Genomic DNA, 16,201 nt, shown 5'->3' with positions numbered 1-16,201 from the left:
AAAAGGCTAAACCTAAATTTCATTTTTTTCAATAGTAAATCGTGAGGATATAAAGCAGAAAAAGGATGATGCCAGATCATCCTTTTTCGTATTATGAGCCTAATTGCTGCTTTAATTCCTGTTTGATTTCGGCGAGGGTTGTTTGATCAAGCTTGAAATAATAGATATCCCCCGGCTGATAATCGCTTCCTTTCAACTGAAGGGAATCAACTGATTGGATCGATGAAATAAACGGAATCAATCCGATCGCGTCATTTAGTGACAAGTTCATCGAAACATTTTTTCCAAGTGTGTCAAGGATATCGTCATATGCAGGAATGGAAGTAATCGATTTGGATTTGCTGATGATCGCCTTTATCACTTCCATCTGCCGCTGCCCGCGCATTAAGTCGGTATCCGCTTTTCTCGTTCTGACATAAGCCAGGGCTTCTTCGCCGTTCAAAGTCTGAGAACCGGTTGTGAGATTGACTTTGCCTTTTGTATCTTTTGTAATTTGTTTGACGATATATTCATTTTTAATCGTAACCGGAACGCCGCCCAGCTCATCGATAATTTCTTCGAAGGCGGTAAAATTGATATCCACTACATAATCCACTGGTACATCAAGCAAATTCTCAACGGTTTCCACACTGAGATCCCGGCCGCCAAGCGAGTGGGCGTGCGTAATTTTATCCAATCCGTGCCCGGGGATATTCACATAGGAATCCCGTGGAATGCTCAGCAGTTTTACCGACTTGTCTTTTCGGTTGAAAGTAGCGAGAATCATGGCATCGCTTCGCTCTTTATTCATATCCTGGCCAGGTCGTGCGTCATTTCCCATCAGGAGGACTGTAAAATTATCTTTGGCCGGATTGAATTCTTTAATCCGTTTAACGGATTGGCTTCCCCTAGCGAGGTCGATATGCGCCTCTTTTGATGCGCTGGCGACTTTATAGTAGGCGTAACCGCCTGCAGCTACTGTAGCCGTCACAATTAAAGCGATCAAGAACAATGAGTATTTGACCCATTTTCTCAGTTTTCTTTTCTTCGTTCGTTGCGATCGTGACATTTTGTAATCTCCTCTTCTATTTATTGAAACGTACCATTATTGTTGAATAAGTTCAAATTTTTATAAAAATACTTGTTTCCCAGTATTAGATTTTACCATATATCAAGTTTCCGGGCGCGGGGATTCGGCGTTTTGCTTCTATTTATTTTTGACACCTATAATAGGACGTCAAAAACATAAAAATGTTTCATTTAATTAGATTCCTTTTAATGGAATTTACTTTTGATGTTTGAAGAATTAGAGATAAGGTAAAAGATTCATAAAGACATCAGCACTCTTGTTGAAAAGAGGAGGAGTTCATTCATGAGTAAAAATAGGCCGAATAGATGGCTCTATTTTTTCGGAGCATTGGGAGGGGTTCTTTACGGTTATGACACTGGCGTCATTTCCGGAGCGATCCTGTTTATGAAAAAGGAACTTGGACTGAACGCATTTTCAGAAGGGCTTGTCGTCAGCTCGATTTTAATCGGAGCGATGTTCGGTTCCGGTTTTTCAGGAAAGCTGACAGACCGCTTCGGAAGAAGGAAGGCGATCATGTCTGCGGCCGTCCTGTTTTGCATCGGCGGACTGGGTACGGCGCTAGCGCCAACGATGGAATATATGGTGGCCTTTAGAATCGTGCTCGGACTTGCTGTCGGCTGTTCGACAACGATCGTTCCCCTGTATCTTTCAGAGCTGGCGCCGAAGGAGTCAAGAGGCGCTCTTTCTTCGCTGAATCAGTTGATGATTACGATCGGGATTCTCATTTCTTATTTGATTAATTATGCGTTTAGCGATGCTGGGGCATGGCGCTGGATGCTCGGTTTGGGGCTTGTACCGTCAATCGCTCTTCTGATCGGCATCTTTTTCATGCCTGAGAGCCCGCGCTGGCTGCTCGCAAAGGGGAAAGAGGAAAAAGCGAGAGCGGTTCTGAACAAGATGAGAGGCGAAAAGAGGGTCGAGCAGGAGGTAACTGAGATCAAGAATGCGGAAGAGCAGGATAAAGGGGGGGTGAAAGAACTTTTTGAGCCATGGGTTCGCCCGGCTTTGATTGCAGGTCTCGGCCTCGCATTTCTTCAGCAATTCATCGGGACGAATACGATTATTTACTATGCTCCAAAAACGTTTACAAATGTCGGTTTTGAAGATTCAGCCGCTATTTTAGGAACGGTCGGCATCGGGACGGTTAACGTACTGATGACGCTTGTGGCGATCCGCATGATCGACCGGATCGGCAGAAAGCCGCTTTTGCTGTTCGGAAATGCGGGGATGGTCATCAGCCTGATCGTGCTGTCAGCAGCCAACATCTATTTTGGCGATACCACCGGAGCGGCATGGACGACGGTTATTTGCTTGGGCGTCTTCATCGTGGTGTTTGCTGTCAGCTGGGGGCCCATTGTCTGGGTGATGCTCCCCGAACTGTTCCCGCTTCACGTCAGGGGAATCGGAACGGGGGTATCGACGTTCATGCTCCACGCCGGAAACCTCATCGTGACGCTAAGCTTCCCGCCGCTCCTTGAAGTAATGGGCATCAGCTATTTGTTCCTTTGCTATGCTGCAATCGGGATTGCTGCATTCCTGTTCGTCTTTTTCAAAGTAACGGAGACAAAGGGAAAGAGCCTTGAAGAAATAGAACAGGATTTAAAGGAAAAGCACGGCAGCAGCTTGAAAGCCGAAAGCCGGGCAGCGGAGCAGTAAAAAGGATGGATGCCGCCATCCTTTTTACTGCGGTTTGTCGTTTTTTTCTTCAGGGGCGTCCTCTTCCTGCGAATCGTCAAATCGGGGCAAATGCCCTGATTTGATCCCGCGGAAAACCAAAAAGAAAACGATGAATACAAACATTCCGCCGACCAATATTTCTAGCAGCATGACTGCACCTCCCGCAAAATGTCCGTTTATTTTATGTATGAATGGATGCTCCCGATCATTCGTCTTTTAATCAAACGTTTGTTTAAGTGAATAAGATCGGCGCTTTATCCAAAACTATAGGTACTTCAATATAATGGGAGTGTTTGACGAGTGAAAGCAGTAACTTTTCAGGGGCCGCAGCATATTGAGATCAGCCGGGTGGAGGACGCCAAAATTGAGAAAAAGGACGATATCGTCGTCAGGATTACATCTACTGCGATTTGCGGGTCTGATCTGCACCTTTATCAGGGGAATTTTCCGCTTCCGAGAGGGTTTCAGCTCGGGCACGAGCCGATGGGCATCGTAGAAGAAACGGGACCTGACGTGACCAAAGTAAAAAAAGGCGACAGGGTCGTCATACCGTTTACGGTTGCCTGCGGGCATTGCTACTATTGTGAAAATAAACTCGAAAGCCAATGCGACAATTCCAACCCGCATTATGATTCGGGCGGATATTTAGGATATTCGGAGAAATTCGGCAACCATCCCGGCGGACAGGCCGAATATTTGAAGGTGCCGTTTGGCAATTTTACGCCGTTTGTCATTCCCGAATCGTGCGAGCTTGAGGATGAGTCCCTCCTGTTTTTATCCGATGTCCTGCCGACCGCCTATTGGAGCGTGCTTCACGCAGGCGTTAAAAAAGGGGATACCGTCATCGTCCTCGGCTGCGGACCGGTCGGCCTGATGGCGCAGAAATTCGCCTGGATGGAGGGCGCGAAGCGGGTTATCGCCGTCGACTACCTGGACTACCGTTTAAAACAGGCCAAAGCTTTGAACAATGTAGAGGTGTTTGATTTTACGGAATATCCCGATATGGGAGAGCACCTGAAGGAAATCACAAAAGGCGGCGCAGACGTCGTCATTGACTGTGTCGGCATGGACGGAAAAAAATCGCCGCTTGAGTATATAGAGCAAAAATTAAAGCTTCAGGGCGGAACGCTCGGACCGATTCAGATTTCCACGAAGGCGGTCAGAAAATGCGGCACGGTGCAAATCACCGGAGTGTATGGAAGCAACTATAACATGTTCCCGCTCGGCGCCTTTTTCGCCAGAAATGTGACGCTGAAAATGGGGCAGGCGCCAGTAATCCATTTAATGCCGGACATTTTTCGGAATCGAAGCCGGGGAATTTGACCCGAAAGAAATCATTACGCACAGGCTTCCGCTTGAGGAAGCGAGCCGCGCCTATCATTTGTTCAACGATCATGAGGATGACTGCATCAAAGTGGTGTTAAAACCATAAGCTGACGCACTGAAGGCTGCCGGCGTTCGCCGGGCAGCCTTCAACTTTTATCTCGCAAGCCATCCGCCGTCGACGGCTAAAACATGCCCGTTTACATAATCGGAGGCAGGCGATGAGAGGAACACCGCCGCGCCTGCGATATCAGCGGGCCGTCCCCAGCGCTCCGCCGGGATCCGTTTTAAAATTTCGGCATTCCGGTTTTCGTCTTCGCGGATTTGCTTTGTATTATTTGTCGCAATATAACCGGGAGCAATCGCATTCACCTGAACGTTATGCGCGGCCCATTCGTTTGCGAATGACTTCGTTAATCCGGCGACAGCATGCTTGCTCGCCGTATAAGCGGGAACGAGAATGCCTCCCTGAAACGAAAGGAGGGAAGCGATATTGATGATTTTCCCCTGCTTCCGCCCGATCATTTGCCTGCCGACCGCCTGTGTGAGCGTAAACAGGCTGTTCAAATTGACATTGATGACCGTCTCCCAGTTTTCGCGGGAAAACTCGGCCGCTTTTTCTCTGCGGATCGTCCCAGCGTTGTTGACGAGAATATCGATTTGATGACGGGCGGACACTTCTTTTGCGAAGGCTTCGACTTCATCGACATTCCCCATGTCAAGCTGATAGGAAACAAACGATCTGCCGGCTTCTTCAACGAGCCGCTTTGTTTCATCGAGGCTGCTCGTGTGGGCTGTGCCGATAATATCAGCGCCTGCTTTGGCAAGCGCCTCGGCGATGCCTTGGCCGATTCCTGTGCCCGGGCCCGTGACAAGAGCGGTTTTCCCTTCAAGAGAAAAATATGATTCAAGATAACCCATCTGATTCACGTCCTTTACCGAATGACATTCATCGGGACAGCATCCATGTCCTTAAATGTATAATTTTCACCGGCCATCGCCCAAATAAAGCAGTAGTTCGATGTTCCGGACCCAGAATGAATCGACCAGGCGGGAGAAATAACAGCCTGCTCATTGCCGACGACGAGGTGGCGCGTTTCCGTCGGTTCGCCCATGAAATGAAACACTCTCTCATCTTCGTCGAGGTCAAGGTAAAGATATACTTCCATCCGGCGGTCATGAACATGGGCCGGCATTGTATTCCACGTATTGTTTTGTTCGAGGAACGTAATGCCCATCATGAGCTGGCAGCTTTTGATCCCGTCTGCATGGATCACTTTATAAAGGTTGCGGACATTCGAAGACGCTTCATCCCCAAGGTGATCATACGGAAGTTCGGAAAGCGCGGCTTTTTGCACCGGGTAATGCTGATGCGCCGTTGCCGAAACGAAATAAAATTTGGCAGCGCCTTCATTCAAGCTTGAGAAGTAAACGTCTTTGTTCCCGAGTCCGATATACAGAAAATCTTTATGCCCCAAAACGTGCTTTTCACCGTTAACCTTTACGGCGCCCGCCTGTCCGACGTTCACGATCCCGATCTCGCGCCGTTCGAGGAAATAATCCGTTTTCAAAAAGTCGCCTGCATCGAGTTTAAGCGGCTCCTTGACCGGAACGGCCCCGCCGATTACCACCCTGTCTTCATGCGAATAAAACATATTCACTTGATTTTCCACAAACAATGACTCTATTAAAAAATGCTCGCGAAGTTCTGCGGTCGTGAAGCGTTTTGCCTGTTCAGGATGAACAGAATAACGATTTTCCATACGTTCTCCTCCTTGGATTGGACGTTTTCGGTTTGACTTGAATGAAGCAGAAAAGTTTTTGGTAACGGTTTCAAACACAAATTGTAAAGTAAATAATGGAAATCGTCAACAAAGTTTTCGCTTTTTTCTAAAAATGATCACGATAAATCTTGAAATCTAAAAAAAGATATTCCAAATTTTTGAGAATATGGTATGCTGATTGTATGAAGTTTTTGAAATCGGTTTCAAATTTAGGCGCATAGGAGTACTTGAATGAAGGATAAACAAACATCAAAAGCAACGATCAACGAAGTAGCAGCACATGCGGGCGTATCGAAATCAACGGTTTCCCGGTACATCAACGGCAAAATCGATGCGATATCGCCGGAAAAAGTCAAAAGCATCAAAAAAGCGATCGAGGAGCTGAATTACCGACCAAGCCAGATGGCGCAAGGCCTGAAGGTGAAAAAGAGCAAGCTTATCGGTTTTTTGGTAGCCGATATTACAAACCCGTTTTCCGTTGCAACCTTGAGGGGAGTGGAAGAGGTCTGCGACCAGCACGGGTACAGCATCATGGTCTGCAACACGGATAACAGCCCTGAGAAGGAAAGGGAAATGCTGCACAAGCTGAACGCCCATTACATTGAAGGACTGATTATCAACACAACCGGCCAAAACAACGATGTCCTTATGGATCTGATCAGCCAGGATGTTTCCATCGTGCTAGTCGACCGGAAAGTACCCGGGCTTAAGCTTGATGCGGTTACGACCAATAACCGAGAAGTCACCAGTCAAATCGTCAATCTCATGTATGACAAAGGCTACAGCCGTGTCGGCCTGTTTACAGAACCGATTACGGGAATCAGTCCGAGGGTAGAAAGGGCTTCCGCCTACACCGAAATTGCCCTTGAGAGAAATGCAGGGCGCACCCCTCAAATATATGAAGTTGATGTAAAAGACAAAGAGGTTCTATTGAAGTCTGTCAAAAGTTTTTTGGCGTCAGGCTGTGATCAAGGCAAAAAAGCGATTCTCGGAAACAACGGCCTTCTAATGCTGAAAATCATCAGCTGTCTTTATGAAATCGGCGCAGCGATACCCGAAGATGTCGGCATTGCCGGATTTGACGACACCGAATGGTACAGATTAATCGGGCCCGGGATCACGACCATTGCCCAGCCGTCGCACGAAATGGGAAAGGTCGCAATGGAGAGGATCGTCAAACGCCTTGAAGGAGACGAAAGCGCTCCGCAAACGATCCAGCTCGAGGCGGAATTGGTTCTGAGGCATTCGCTGTAGCCAAAAGCACTCATGCTTCCTGGGATTCAGGGGAGAGTGTTTTTTTGCCCGGGTTTGAAACCGGTACCATTTGAAGGAGGAGGGGAAAGATGACAATTGATATTATCACGTTCGGCGAATCGATGACGATGTTTTATGCAAATGAAGCGGGGGAACTCCATGAAGCTTCATCATTTTCAAAGGCGCTCGCTGGAGCCGAGACAAATGTCGCCGTCGGACTCGCCCGTTTAGGCTTCCGGGTGGGCTGGATGAGCAAGGTCGGCGATGATTCGCTCGGAACCTTCATTTTAAACGAACTGACAAAAGAGCGGGTCGACATTTCGGAAGTCAAACGCACGGCGGGAAGGCAGACGGGGATACTGCTCAAGTCTAAAGTTGTAAGCGGTGATCCTGATGTGACGTATTACCGAAAAGGATCTGCCGCAAGCACGATGAGCGTGTTCGACTATCCCGGGGACTATTTTAAACAGGCGAAGCATATGCACATCACAGGCATACCCCCGGCATTGTCAAAAGATATGAGGGAATTCACATGCCATGCCGTCAAACACATGAAGCAAGAGGGGAAAACCATTTCATTTGATCCGAATCTCCGCTTCCAGCTTTGGCCTGATCAGGAGACGATGATTCATACGATCAATGAGATCGCCGCCATGGCCGATTGGTTCCTTCCGGGGATCAGCGAGGGGAAGCTTCTTACCGGTCTAAGCACCCCTGAAGAAATCGCGGAATTCTATTTGAATCAGGGAGTCGGGCTTACAGTCGTCAAGCTCGGAAAAGAAGGGGCCTATTACCGGACGGAGGAAAAAAGCGGCTATGTACCGGGATTTGAAGTTGATCGAGTGGTAGACACCGTTGGTGCGGGAGACGGCTTTGCTGTCGGCATCATCAGCGGTCTTTTGGACCGGCTCCCAATCGAGGAAGCGGTACAGAGAGCGAATGCCATTGGAGCGCTTGCGGTCATGGCCCCGGGGGATATGGATGGCCTCCCGTCAAGAGAACGGTTGAACGGGTTTTTGACAGAGATGGAAAATCAAAAAATAGGAGGTTGACTTTGATGGAAATGTCCATGATCGAAAAAACGCAGGAACAGCTTGCAGATGCCGGTCTGATTGCGGTGATTCGCGCCAAGGATGCGGAGGCTGCCGAAGCTGTCATTCATCGCCTCATTGACAAAGGCATCACTGCGATTGAAGTCACATACACGACTCCGGGAGCGTCCAATTTGATCGAAAAGTTCGCCAAAATCGACGGTCTTCTTGTGGGAGCGGGCACGGTCATCAACGCGGATCAGGCGCGGGAAGCTGCAGATGCAGGGGCAAAGTTTATCGTCAGCCCCGGGTTTTCAGGAGAGCTGGCCGATGATATTGCCTCATTGCATACGTTCTTTATCCCTGGAGTTATCACGCCGAGCGAAATTATGGAAGCGGTGTCAAAGGGGTTTCGCATTTTAAAGCTGTTTCCCGGCGGCACATCCGGCGTCTCCTATATGAAAAATCTCGCCGGTCCATTCCCGGATATTCGTTTTATTCCGACCGGCGGCATTCATCCCGGAGATGTCGAAAAATGGCTTGACGCCGGAGCGCTGGCCGTAGGGGTCGGAAGTCAGCTTGATAAAGCGTCAGAAGAAGACCTTCAGCGCATTTTTAAAAGGACCAAACAAAAATAACGATATGCCGCAGCGTCATCATGATTCAAGATCAATAGCTTTGTTTTGTCATTAACTGAGATGGGAGAAAAAATGATGAAAATTAAAGCAACGATTGAACGCGTGCCGGGGGGCATGATGATTATTCCGCTGTTTTTGGGGGCGGCGCTGAATACGTTTGCTCCGGGCACGGCAGATTTTTTCGGAGGATTTACAGGTGCCTTGATTACAGGAACGCTGCCGATTCTAGGAGTATTTATTTTTTGCGTGGGGGCAACCATCGATTTTCGTTCTTCCGGCTATATCGCCAGAAAAGGGTTGACCCTCTTGATTGGCAAGGTGGGCTTTGCCGCTTTGCTTGGACTGATCGCCGCACAGTTCATTCCTGACGAAGGGATTCAATCGGGATTTTTCGCGGGCTTGTCCGTACTTGCAATTGTAGCGGTCATGAATGAAACGAACGGCGGGCTGTATTTGGCGCTGATGAACCATTTAGGCCGCAAGGAAGACGCCGGGGCCTTTGCCTTTATCAGCACGGAGTCGGGACCGTTTATGACGATGGTCACGTTCGGGGTCACGGGTCTCGCGGCATTTCCGTGGGAGACGCTCGCCGCCACCGTCATTCCGTTTTTGATCGGCTGCATACTCGGGAATCTTGACCATGAGCTGCGAGATTTATTCAGCAAAGTCGTTCCGGCAATCATTCCGTTTTTTGCATTTTCGCTGGGGAATACGCTCGACTTTAGAATGCTCATCAAATCCGGTATCTTAGGCATTGTTGTCGGCGTGTCAGTCGTTATCCTGTCCGGAGCCTCCCTTTATTTGCTTGACCGTTTCATCGCCAGGGGAGACGGCGTGGCCGGAGTGGCGGCATCATCAACGGCAGGTGCGGCAGTCGCCGTTCCGTATGCCTTAGCAGATGCAAACCCGGTCTTCGCTCCGGTGGCTGAGTCGGCTACGGCGATCATCGCGACAAGCGTCATCGTCACCTCCCTTCTGACGCCGCTTGCAACGATTTGGATCGAAAAACGGGTCAAACAAAGAAAACCTCCAAAACAGATCACCATTGACTATAAATAAATCGTCCGGCTGAAAGCGCCGCGGAACATTCCGTTCTGCAGCGCTTTTTTTTCGGCCTTTTCGGGGAACGTCACGAAATTGCCAAAATTAAAGAATGAAATTTGTGCTAACATCAATATGTAGTGTTTTTTATTTAAAAGAAACACAATATATGCTGTTTGATGGGAGAGGGAACGATGACACCTGGCGATAAAGAGCAAGGGTTAGTGCAATTAACGGAAACATTTCATGATATTGTAGGCTATGGAGATCACGATATTATGCAGGAAAACGCAAATGTCGACGGCCGTTCGCCGATGGGGCAGATGAGCCGGTTTGCGTCAGAGAGCGCAAGGCACTATGCGCTTCATTATTTGATGGCGCCGGAAATTAAAGAAGCAGTCGATGACAATTTTCTGTATCCGCACGATTTGGATTTTATGGCCAGCGGAACGACGACCTGCTGCCAGATCCCTTTGGGACAGCTTCTGAACGGCGGGTTTCATACGGGGCACGGCTCACTCAGGGAACCGAAAGACATCATGAGCGCGCTGTCTTTGGCTTCGATTATTTTTCAATCCAACCAAAATATGCAGCATGGCGGCCAGTCGTTTCCGATGTTTGACTATGACTTGGCGCCTTACGTCCGCAAAACGTTTGAAAAACACGTAAACAGGCTCAAAGGGTATCCGGCAGCATTAACCGAAGAGGAGATCACGGCAATCGCCTGGCAGGAAACGGACAATGCCACATACCAGGCCTGTGAAGCGTTCATACATAATGCCAACAGCATGCATTCGAGAGGGGGCGGACAAGTTCCTTTCGTTTCGATTAATTACGGAACTGACACATCAAAGGAAGGCCGCATGCTGATCAAGAACATTCTTAAGGCGACAAAAGCCGGACTCGGCAAGGGTGAGACGCCTATTTTTCCGATTCAAATTTTCAAGATGAAAGAAGGAATCAATGTTCACGAGACAGATCAAAACTACGATTTGTACCGGCTGGCTTTGGAAACGAGCGCCGAACGGCTGTTTCCAAACTTCAGCTTTATCGATTCTCCAGTGAACGAACCGTTTTATGACGGAACGCCTGAAAGCGAAATTGCCTATATGGGATGCAGAACCCGCGTCATGTCCAACATCAATGGGAAAGAAAACAGCATCGGACGGGGAAATCTGTCTTTTACCTCAATCAACATTGTGAAAATTGCCCTGCTGAGTGAAAGCGTCGAGCAGTTTTTCGAACACTTGAGCCGCTATCTCGATTTAACCATTAAGCAATTGCTGGAGAGGTACGCTTTTCAATGCAAAAAACGAGCAAACGATTTTAAATTTCTGTATTCACAAGGCATCTGGCATGAAAGTGAAAGGCTGGAGCCTGATGACACGCTTGAAGACGTCCTCAAGCACGGGACGCTCAGCATCGGATTTATCGGACTGGCTGAGGCTTTGACCGCCTTGACGGGCAAACATCACGGAGAGAGCGATGAAGCGTTCGAATTAGGCAAAAGAATCGTCCAATTTATGAGAGACAAGGCTGATGAAGCAACGGAGAAGCACAAGCTTAACTTTTCGCTGATCGCGACCCCTGCCGAAGGGCTGTCAGGAAAATTCGTCAAAAAAGACAGAATCCAATTCGGATCCATCAAAAATGTAACAGACCGGGTGTACTACACCAACTCGTTTCATATTCCCGTTCACTACAAACTGACGGCGATCGAAAAGATCAGAAAAGAAGCGCCTTTCCACATGATGTGCAACGGCGGGCACATCAGCTATATCGAACTCGACGGAGATCCGAAGAAAAACGTTCAGGCGATGGATACGATCGTAGGTGCGATGCGCCGGGAAGGCATGGGCTACGCTTCCATCAACCATCCGGTCGACCACTGCAAAGCGTGCGGGTTCACCGGCATCATTGACAATGAATGCCCGCAATGCAAAAACAGCGATGAATCTTTAATTGAGAGAATCAGACGGATTACCGGCTATTTGGTCGGAGATATGTCAAAATGGAATTCGGCTAAAAGACAAGAAGAAAAGGACAGAGTGAAGCACCAATGAAAGTGATGAACATTATCCATGACAGCATCGTAGACGGAGAAGGTTTAAGAACCGTTGTATTTTTGGCGGGCTGCCCGCACATGTGTGAAGGCTGCCATAATAAACAAAGCTGGAATATCAACAACGGATTTGACATGACCATTGACGAAGTATTTGAGGAAATTATGACCAACCCTTTGACAAACGTGACCTATTCCGGCGGAGAACCGCTCTTGCACACAGCCGAGCTGATCGAATTATCCAAGAAAATTAAACGGAACTCTGAAAAAGATATTTGGCTGTACAGCGGCTACACGTACGAACAGATTTTAAACAATGACAAACACAGCGCCCTTTTGGAATATTGCGATGTGCTGGTGGACGGGCCGTTCGAGATCAAAAAGAGAGATTTGACATTGCTCTACAGAGGCAGTTCAAATCAAAGAATCATCAAACTGTCATGAAGCAGAAAATCCCGGGCTTTTGGAATAAGTCCGGGATTGACTTCTTTTATAATAGCGTCATAATGAATATGAAAAGGGGTAAGACAAAAAAGAAAGCGTTTTATTTTTAGCGATTAGAGACGACAAAGGGAGGAGAAGGCTGCATGACGCAATCACCGATATTTTTACAGCCTGAATTCACAGAAAGGATATGGGGAGGGACATGTTTAAGGGAGCATTTCGGCTATGACATCCCTTCTGATCTAACAGGTGAATGCTGGGCCGTATCCGCCCGACCGGGCAGAGCGAATGTAGCGGCCTCCGGGCCTTATCAAGGAAAAACGCTCGCCCAGCTTTGGGACGAGCACCGCGAACTGTTCGGCGGAACGGAAGGCGACCGTTTTCCGCTGCTGACAAAAATTCTTGATGCCAGTAAAAACATGCCGGTGCAGGTTCATCCCGATGATCATGATGCAGCAGAACATGAGAGCGATGAACCGGGAAAGGCAAAATGCTGGTATATCATCGAATGCAAAGAGAATGCCGAGATAGTATACGGTCACACCGCGAGAACCCGGACGGAGCTTGTCACGATGTTTCACAGCGGCGATTGGGAAACCTGCCTGAAACGGATCAAAATCAAACCGGGCGATTTTTATTACGTGCCGAGCGGAACGATCCATGCCCTTTGCGAAGGCACGCTTGCGCTTGAAATCGGGCAAAACTCCGAAGCGGCGTACCGCGTCTATGACGACCGGACAGATCAAAACGGAGACAAGAGCGAACTCCATCTTGCACAGGCGATCGATGTCACAACCGTGCCGCACGTTGACGGGTATACCGACGAGTCGACGGAAACCCAAAAAGGAATCACGATTAAAACGTTTGTGGAAGCGGAGTATTTTTCAGTGTACAAATGGGAGATTGACGGATGCGCCGAACTGACGCAGGATCATCCTTTCCTGCTGTGCAGCGTCATTAAAGGAGATGCTGAACTGATTCAGGACGGCGACGCGTACCGTATAAAGAAAGGAACAAACTTTATCCTGCCGGCTGAGACGAACGATTTTACCATAGACGGATCGTGTGAATTGATCGTTTCACACATTTAGAAAAAGCTTAGGCTGCCTAAAAAGGAGCCTAAGCTTTTTTTATTGTGAAAAAATCGTTTCGGGATGACGATAAAAAAAGAAAGCGAGTTTCATATATTAAGAGTCTCGGGTAGGGGGAAAGGATACGTGAACAAAAACATCAAGAAAGCCGCTTTTTTCGCTGCCGGTCTGCTGATCGTCCAGGCGGGATTTACAGCAAATCCTGCATGTGCAGCATATACGGATACTTCCGTATACAAAATTGAAACACCTAAAGAGTTCAGCAGTAAAACCGAGGCCGTAAAAGCAGCCGAAAAACTAACAAAAGATACGGGGTGGAAAGCCGGTACAAAAGAATCAGGAAAAAACGGCACGACATATGAACTGGCAACGGGCGGCATCGAAGGAGAAGCCAAAACGAAAGACCTGCTTCTTCAATTCGGGAAAGCAACAGGCCTGAAAGGGGCATACGCACCTGTTGGAAAGCAGGAACCTTTTGTACAAGCCGTATCCAAGGAATTTTCCGGAGAAACAAAAGCGAAGGAGCTCGCTCTCCAATTTGAAAAAGAAACCGGTCTGAACGCATCCTATGCATCATCCGGGAAACAAACGCCTAACGTCAAGATCGTCTCTGATCCGGTCAAAGGCGAAAGCCAAACAAAGTCCCTGTTGTCGCGTTTTGAAAAAGAGACAGGACTAAAGGGGACATACGTCCCGTACGGAACGGGACAAAACGTGGTAAAGCTGACTTCCGGTGAAATAAGCGGGGAAAGCAAAGCGAAAACACTGCTGTCGCAATTTGGAAAACAGACCGCTCTGAAAGGATCGCTTGAGACTGTTAAAAAACAGGAAGTTCAATATAAAGTCGTAACAGGCGCCATACAGGGCGAAGCAAACGCCAAAAACCTGCTGAAGCAGTTTGAACAACAGGTGAAAATCAAAGGTTCCTACGAAGCAGCCGGCAGGCCTGAGCAACTGTACAATGCAGTTTCAGGATATTTCAACGGTGAAAAAAGCGCTAAAAATGCTGCCGCACAGATTAAAAACGGCACAGGCGTTTCCTCAAGCATTGAACGGGTGAAAAAAACGAGCTACTGGGTCGTCACCATGAAAAACGTGAACGGCCAGCAGCTCAACAAAATAAAAGCTTTTTTCAAAAAGAAAACGTGGCGCTACACATCCTCAAAAGCGGGAACAAAGCAAGCGGCTTTCCGGATCGTCTCATCCCAGGTTGCAGCACAAAGCAAAGCAGCCGCAGGCGTCAATTTCTTTAAGGGAAAAAAGGTGCAGGCCTCTGTTCAAAAGAGCGGCACGAAAACGACGAGCCGCTACCGGATCGTCTCATCCGAAACAGCCTCGCAAAGCCAAATGAAAAAAGGGCTTGATTTCTTTAGCAAAAACGGCGCTCCGGGAACAGCAGTTCAGACGGGAAAGAAAATCTACAGTCAATACAGACTGACATCTGAAGCCGTATTCGAACAAGAAAAAATAGCAAAAGCGCTCCGCTTTTTCCAAACGAACGGCATTAAAGCAGTTTCGGAAAAAACAGGACTGGTCTACAGCCAATACAAGCTGATGTCAGAAGCGGTCATCGGCCAGGACAAGCTGAACCAGGCCCTCAAGTTTTACAGCAAGAAAAACATTGCGGGCACCATCCGGCAAACAGGGAAATACGGCTACAGACAGTACAAGATCACTGCAAGCCGGATCACGAGCAAATCAAGCCTTGACAAAGGCATGAATTTTTTCAAAAAGAACGCTGTCAGCGCCTCTTACAGCACGAAAACGACAAGCCTGTACAATGTCGTCATTAACGAACAATTCACGGGCAAAGACCGGGCAGAAGCTGCCGCCGGCGTACTCAAAAAGAATTACGGCTGGACGGCAAATATCGTAAAAATCAAAGACGGTCCGCAAATGATGACGACCGATTACGGAATCACGCTGAGCCAGATGATTGATAAACAGATGAAAGTCAGCCCGCAAACGGATGCCGCGGCATATGTTTCATTAACATACATCAATACCGCAAACCAAACCGTAACTGCGGATGTTCTCAATGTCAGATCAACCCCCCGCGTCACAAGCGGAAATATCATCGGCCAGCTTGAAAAAGGCGATAAGGTCAACATCATCTCACAAGAAAACGGCTGGGGGAAAATCCGGATGAACTGGAGAAACGCCAGCAGGGAAGAAGTCGAGAAATACGTCAATCCGGACAATTTCACACAAGACAGCTCGGCATACTTCCAATTTTTAAAGCTGTCGAAAACAGCCGGTTTGAACGCTGCAGAAGTCAATGCCAAAATCCTTTATAATAAAGGGATTTTAGCCGGAAAGGGCCAGGCATTCATTGATGCCGCGAGAGCATACAGCATCAACGAACTGTATCTCATCTCACACTCCCTCCTTGAAACAGGGAACGGCACCTCGCAATTGGCAAAAGGAACGACATTCAACGGCAAGAAGGTCTACAATATGTACGGCGTCGGGGCGTATGACAGCAACCCGCTCTACTACGGCTCAAAATACGCCTATGAACAAGGCTGGTTCACCCCGGAAGCCGCCATTATCGGCGGAGCCAAATTCATCGGCCAAACGTACATCCACAATCCGGCCTACAAGCAGGATACGCTCTATAAAATGAGATGGTCTCCGAACGCCCTGCATCAATATGCGACAGACATCGGCTGGGCTTCCAAGCAGGTCAGCAGGATGTACAGTCTTTATACATTGCTTGATGATTATACGCTGTATTATGATGTGCCGGTTTATCGATAGGCTGGCACAAAAAAGACCGGTCCTGCT

Annotated in this window: 13 protein-coding genes and 1 pseudogene; 10 read left to right on the top strand and 4 right to left on the bottom strand. The window is 48.2% G+C overall.

The genetic code is table 11. The features are described from left to right. Positions 1–91: 91 nt before the first annotated feature. The gene (locus MHB78_RS21655; RefSeq protein WP_046130119.1) at positions 92–1,048 is read right to left on the bottom strand and encodes an LCP family protein; all 957 of its coding nucleotides are present in this window, start codon (positions 1,046–1,048) and stop codon (positions 92–94) included. Positions 1,049–1,351: 303 nt separating this feature from the next. On the opposite strand from MHB78_RS21655, the gene MHB78_RS21650 reads away from it, so the two are divergent. Further along, entirely contained in the window at positions 1,352–2,725 is a 1,374-nt protein-coding gene (locus MHB78_RS21650; RefSeq protein WP_046130118.1) for a sugar porter family MFS transporter, read from the top strand. A gap of 24 nt (positions 2,726–2,749) precedes the next feature. Here the strand turns inward: MHB78_RS21650 and MHB78_RS21645 are convergent, their stop codons facing one another. Beyond that, a complete protein-coding gene (locus MHB78_RS21645) occupies positions 2,750–2,896 on the bottom strand; it encodes a hypothetical protein (RefSeq protein WP_157759347.1) in 147 nt (48 codons plus the stop codon). A gap of 150 nt (positions 2,897–3,046) precedes the next feature. On the opposite strand from MHB78_RS21645, the pseudogene MHB78_RS21640 reads away from it, so the two are divergent. After that, positions 3,047–4,178: pseudogene (locus tag MHB78_RS21640) on the top strand (zinc-dependent alcohol dehydrogenase). Between the two features lie 47 nt (positions 4,179–4,225). Here the strand turns inward: MHB78_RS21640 and kduD are convergent. Together kduD and kduI are read right to left on the bottom strand one after the other, a co-directional pair. Next, a complete protein-coding gene (gene kduD / locus MHB78_RS21635; RefSeq protein ID WP_046130117.1) occupies positions 4,226–4,990 on the bottom strand; it encodes a 2-dehydro-3-deoxy-D-gluconate 5-dehydrogenase KduD in 765 nt (254 codons plus the stop codon). Positions 4,991–5,004: 14 nt separating this feature from the next. After that, on the bottom strand, positions 5,005–5,832 hold the full coding sequence (kduI, locus tag MHB78_RS21630; protein WP_046130116.1) for a 5-dehydro-4-deoxy-D-glucuronate isomerase: 828 nt from the start codon (positions 5,830–5,832) through the stop codon (positions 5,005–5,007). A 252-nt stretch (positions 5,833–6,084) separates the two neighbouring features. On the opposite strand from kduI, the gene MHB78_RS21625 reads away from it, so the two are divergent. From MHB78_RS21625 to MHB78_RS21590, 8 genes are all read left to right on the top strand, one after another. Beyond that, complete coding sequence (locus MHB78_RS21625; RefSeq protein WP_046130115.1) at positions 6,085–7,107, top strand: LacI family DNA-binding transcriptional regulator; 1,023 nt, start codon at positions 6,085–6,087, stop codon at positions 7,105–7,107. 89 nt (positions 7,108–7,196) lie between these two features. After that, entirely contained in the window at positions 7,197–8,159 is a 963-nt protein-coding gene (locus tag MHB78_RS21620) for a sugar kinase (RefSeq protein WP_046130114.1), read from the top strand. Between the two features lie 5 nt (positions 8,160–8,164). After that, complete coding sequence (locus tag MHB78_RS21615) at positions 8,165–8,776, top strand: bifunctional 4-hydroxy-2-oxoglutarate aldolase/2-dehydro-3-deoxy-phosphogluconate aldolase (RefSeq protein WP_046130113.1); 612 nt, start codon at positions 8,165–8,167, stop codon at positions 8,774–8,776. 75 nt (positions 8,777–8,851) lie between these two features. Beyond that, complete coding sequence (gene kdgT, locus MHB78_RS21610; RefSeq protein WP_046130112.1) at positions 8,852–9,835, top strand: 2-keto-3-deoxygluconate transporter; 984 nt, start codon at positions 8,852–8,854, stop codon at positions 9,833–9,835. A gap of 176 nt (positions 9,836–10,011) precedes the next feature. Then, positions 10,012–11,880 carry an anaerobic ribonucleoside triphosphate reductase gene (locus MHB78_RS21605; protein ID WP_046130111.1) on the top strand — a complete coding sequence of 623 codons (1,869 nt, stop codon included), beginning with the start codon at positions 10,012–10,014 and terminating at the stop codon, positions 11,878–11,880. After that, positions 11,877–12,323 (top strand): anaerobic ribonucleoside-triphosphate reductase activating protein, encoded by a 447-nt coding sequence (gene nrdG / locus MHB78_RS21600; RefSeq protein WP_046130110.1) that lies wholly within the window; start codon positions 11,877–11,879, stop codon positions 12,321–12,323. The genes MHB78_RS21605 and nrdG overlap by 4 nt, the downstream gene beginning before the upstream one ends. A gap of 143 nt (positions 12,324–12,466) precedes the next feature. Continuing rightward, entirely contained in the window at positions 12,467–13,414 is a 948-nt protein-coding gene (gene manA / locus MHB78_RS21595) for a mannose-6-phosphate isomerase, class I (protein WP_046130109.1), read from the top strand. Between the two features lie 126 nt (positions 13,415–13,540). Then, a complete protein-coding gene (locus MHB78_RS21590; protein ID WP_052948505.1) occupies positions 13,541–16,174 on the top strand; it encodes an N-acetylglucosaminidase in 2,634 nt (877 codons plus the stop codon). Positions 16,175–16,201: the final 27 nt, after the last annotated feature.

Source organism: Bacillus sp. FSL K6-0138 (assembly GCF_037982765.1).
Taxonomy (GTDB): domain Bacteria; phylum Bacillota; class Bacilli; order Bacillales; family Bacillaceae; genus Bacillus; species Bacillus glycinifermentans.
This window is presented reverse-complemented; position numbering and strand designations above follow the sequence as displayed.

Bases quoted from the DNA above. Each gene is read 5' to 3' on its own strand.
- MHB78_RS21655 (WP_046130119.1), bottom strand. From the start codon at position 1,048: ATGTCACGATCGCAACGAACGAAGAAAAGAAAACTGAGAAAATGGGTC.
- MHB78_RS21650 (WP_046130118.1), top strand. From the start codon at position 1,352: ATGAGTAAAAATAGGCCGAATAGATGGCTCTATTTTTTCGGAGCATTG.
- MHB78_RS21645 (WP_157759347.1), bottom strand. From the start codon at position 2,896: ATGCTGCTAGAAATATTGGTCGGCGGAATGTTTGTATTCATCGTTTTC.
- kduD (WP_046130117.1), bottom strand. From the start codon at position 4,990: ATGGGTTATCTTGAATCATATTTTTCTCTTGAAGGGAAAACCGCTCTT.
- kduI (WP_046130116.1), bottom strand. From the start codon at position 5,832: ATGGAAAATCGTTATTCTGTTCATCCTGAACAGGCAAAACGCTTCACG.
- MHB78_RS21625 (WP_046130115.1), top strand. From the start codon at position 6,085: ATGAAGGATAAACAAACATCAAAAGCAACGATCAACGAAGTAGCAGCA.
- MHB78_RS21620 (WP_046130114.1), top strand. From the start codon at position 7,197: ATGACAATTGATATTATCACGTTCGGCGAATCGATGACGATGTTTTAT.
- MHB78_RS21615 (WP_046130113.1), top strand. From the start codon at position 8,165: ATGGAAATGTCCATGATCGAAAAAACGCAGGAACAGCTTGCAGATGCC.
- kdgT (WP_046130112.1), top strand. From the start codon at position 8,852: ATGAAAATTAAAGCAACGATTGAACGCGTGCCGGGGGGCATGATGATT.
- MHB78_RS21605 (WP_046130111.1), top strand. From the start codon at position 10,012: ATGACACCTGGCGATAAAGAGCAAGGGTTAGTGCAATTAACGGAAACA.
- nrdG (WP_046130110.1), top strand. From the start codon at position 11,877: ATGAAAGTGATGAACATTATCCATGACAGCATCGTAGACGGAGAAGGT.
- manA (WP_046130109.1), top strand. From the start codon at position 12,467: ATGACGCAATCACCGATATTTTTACAGCCTGAATTCACAGAAAGGATA.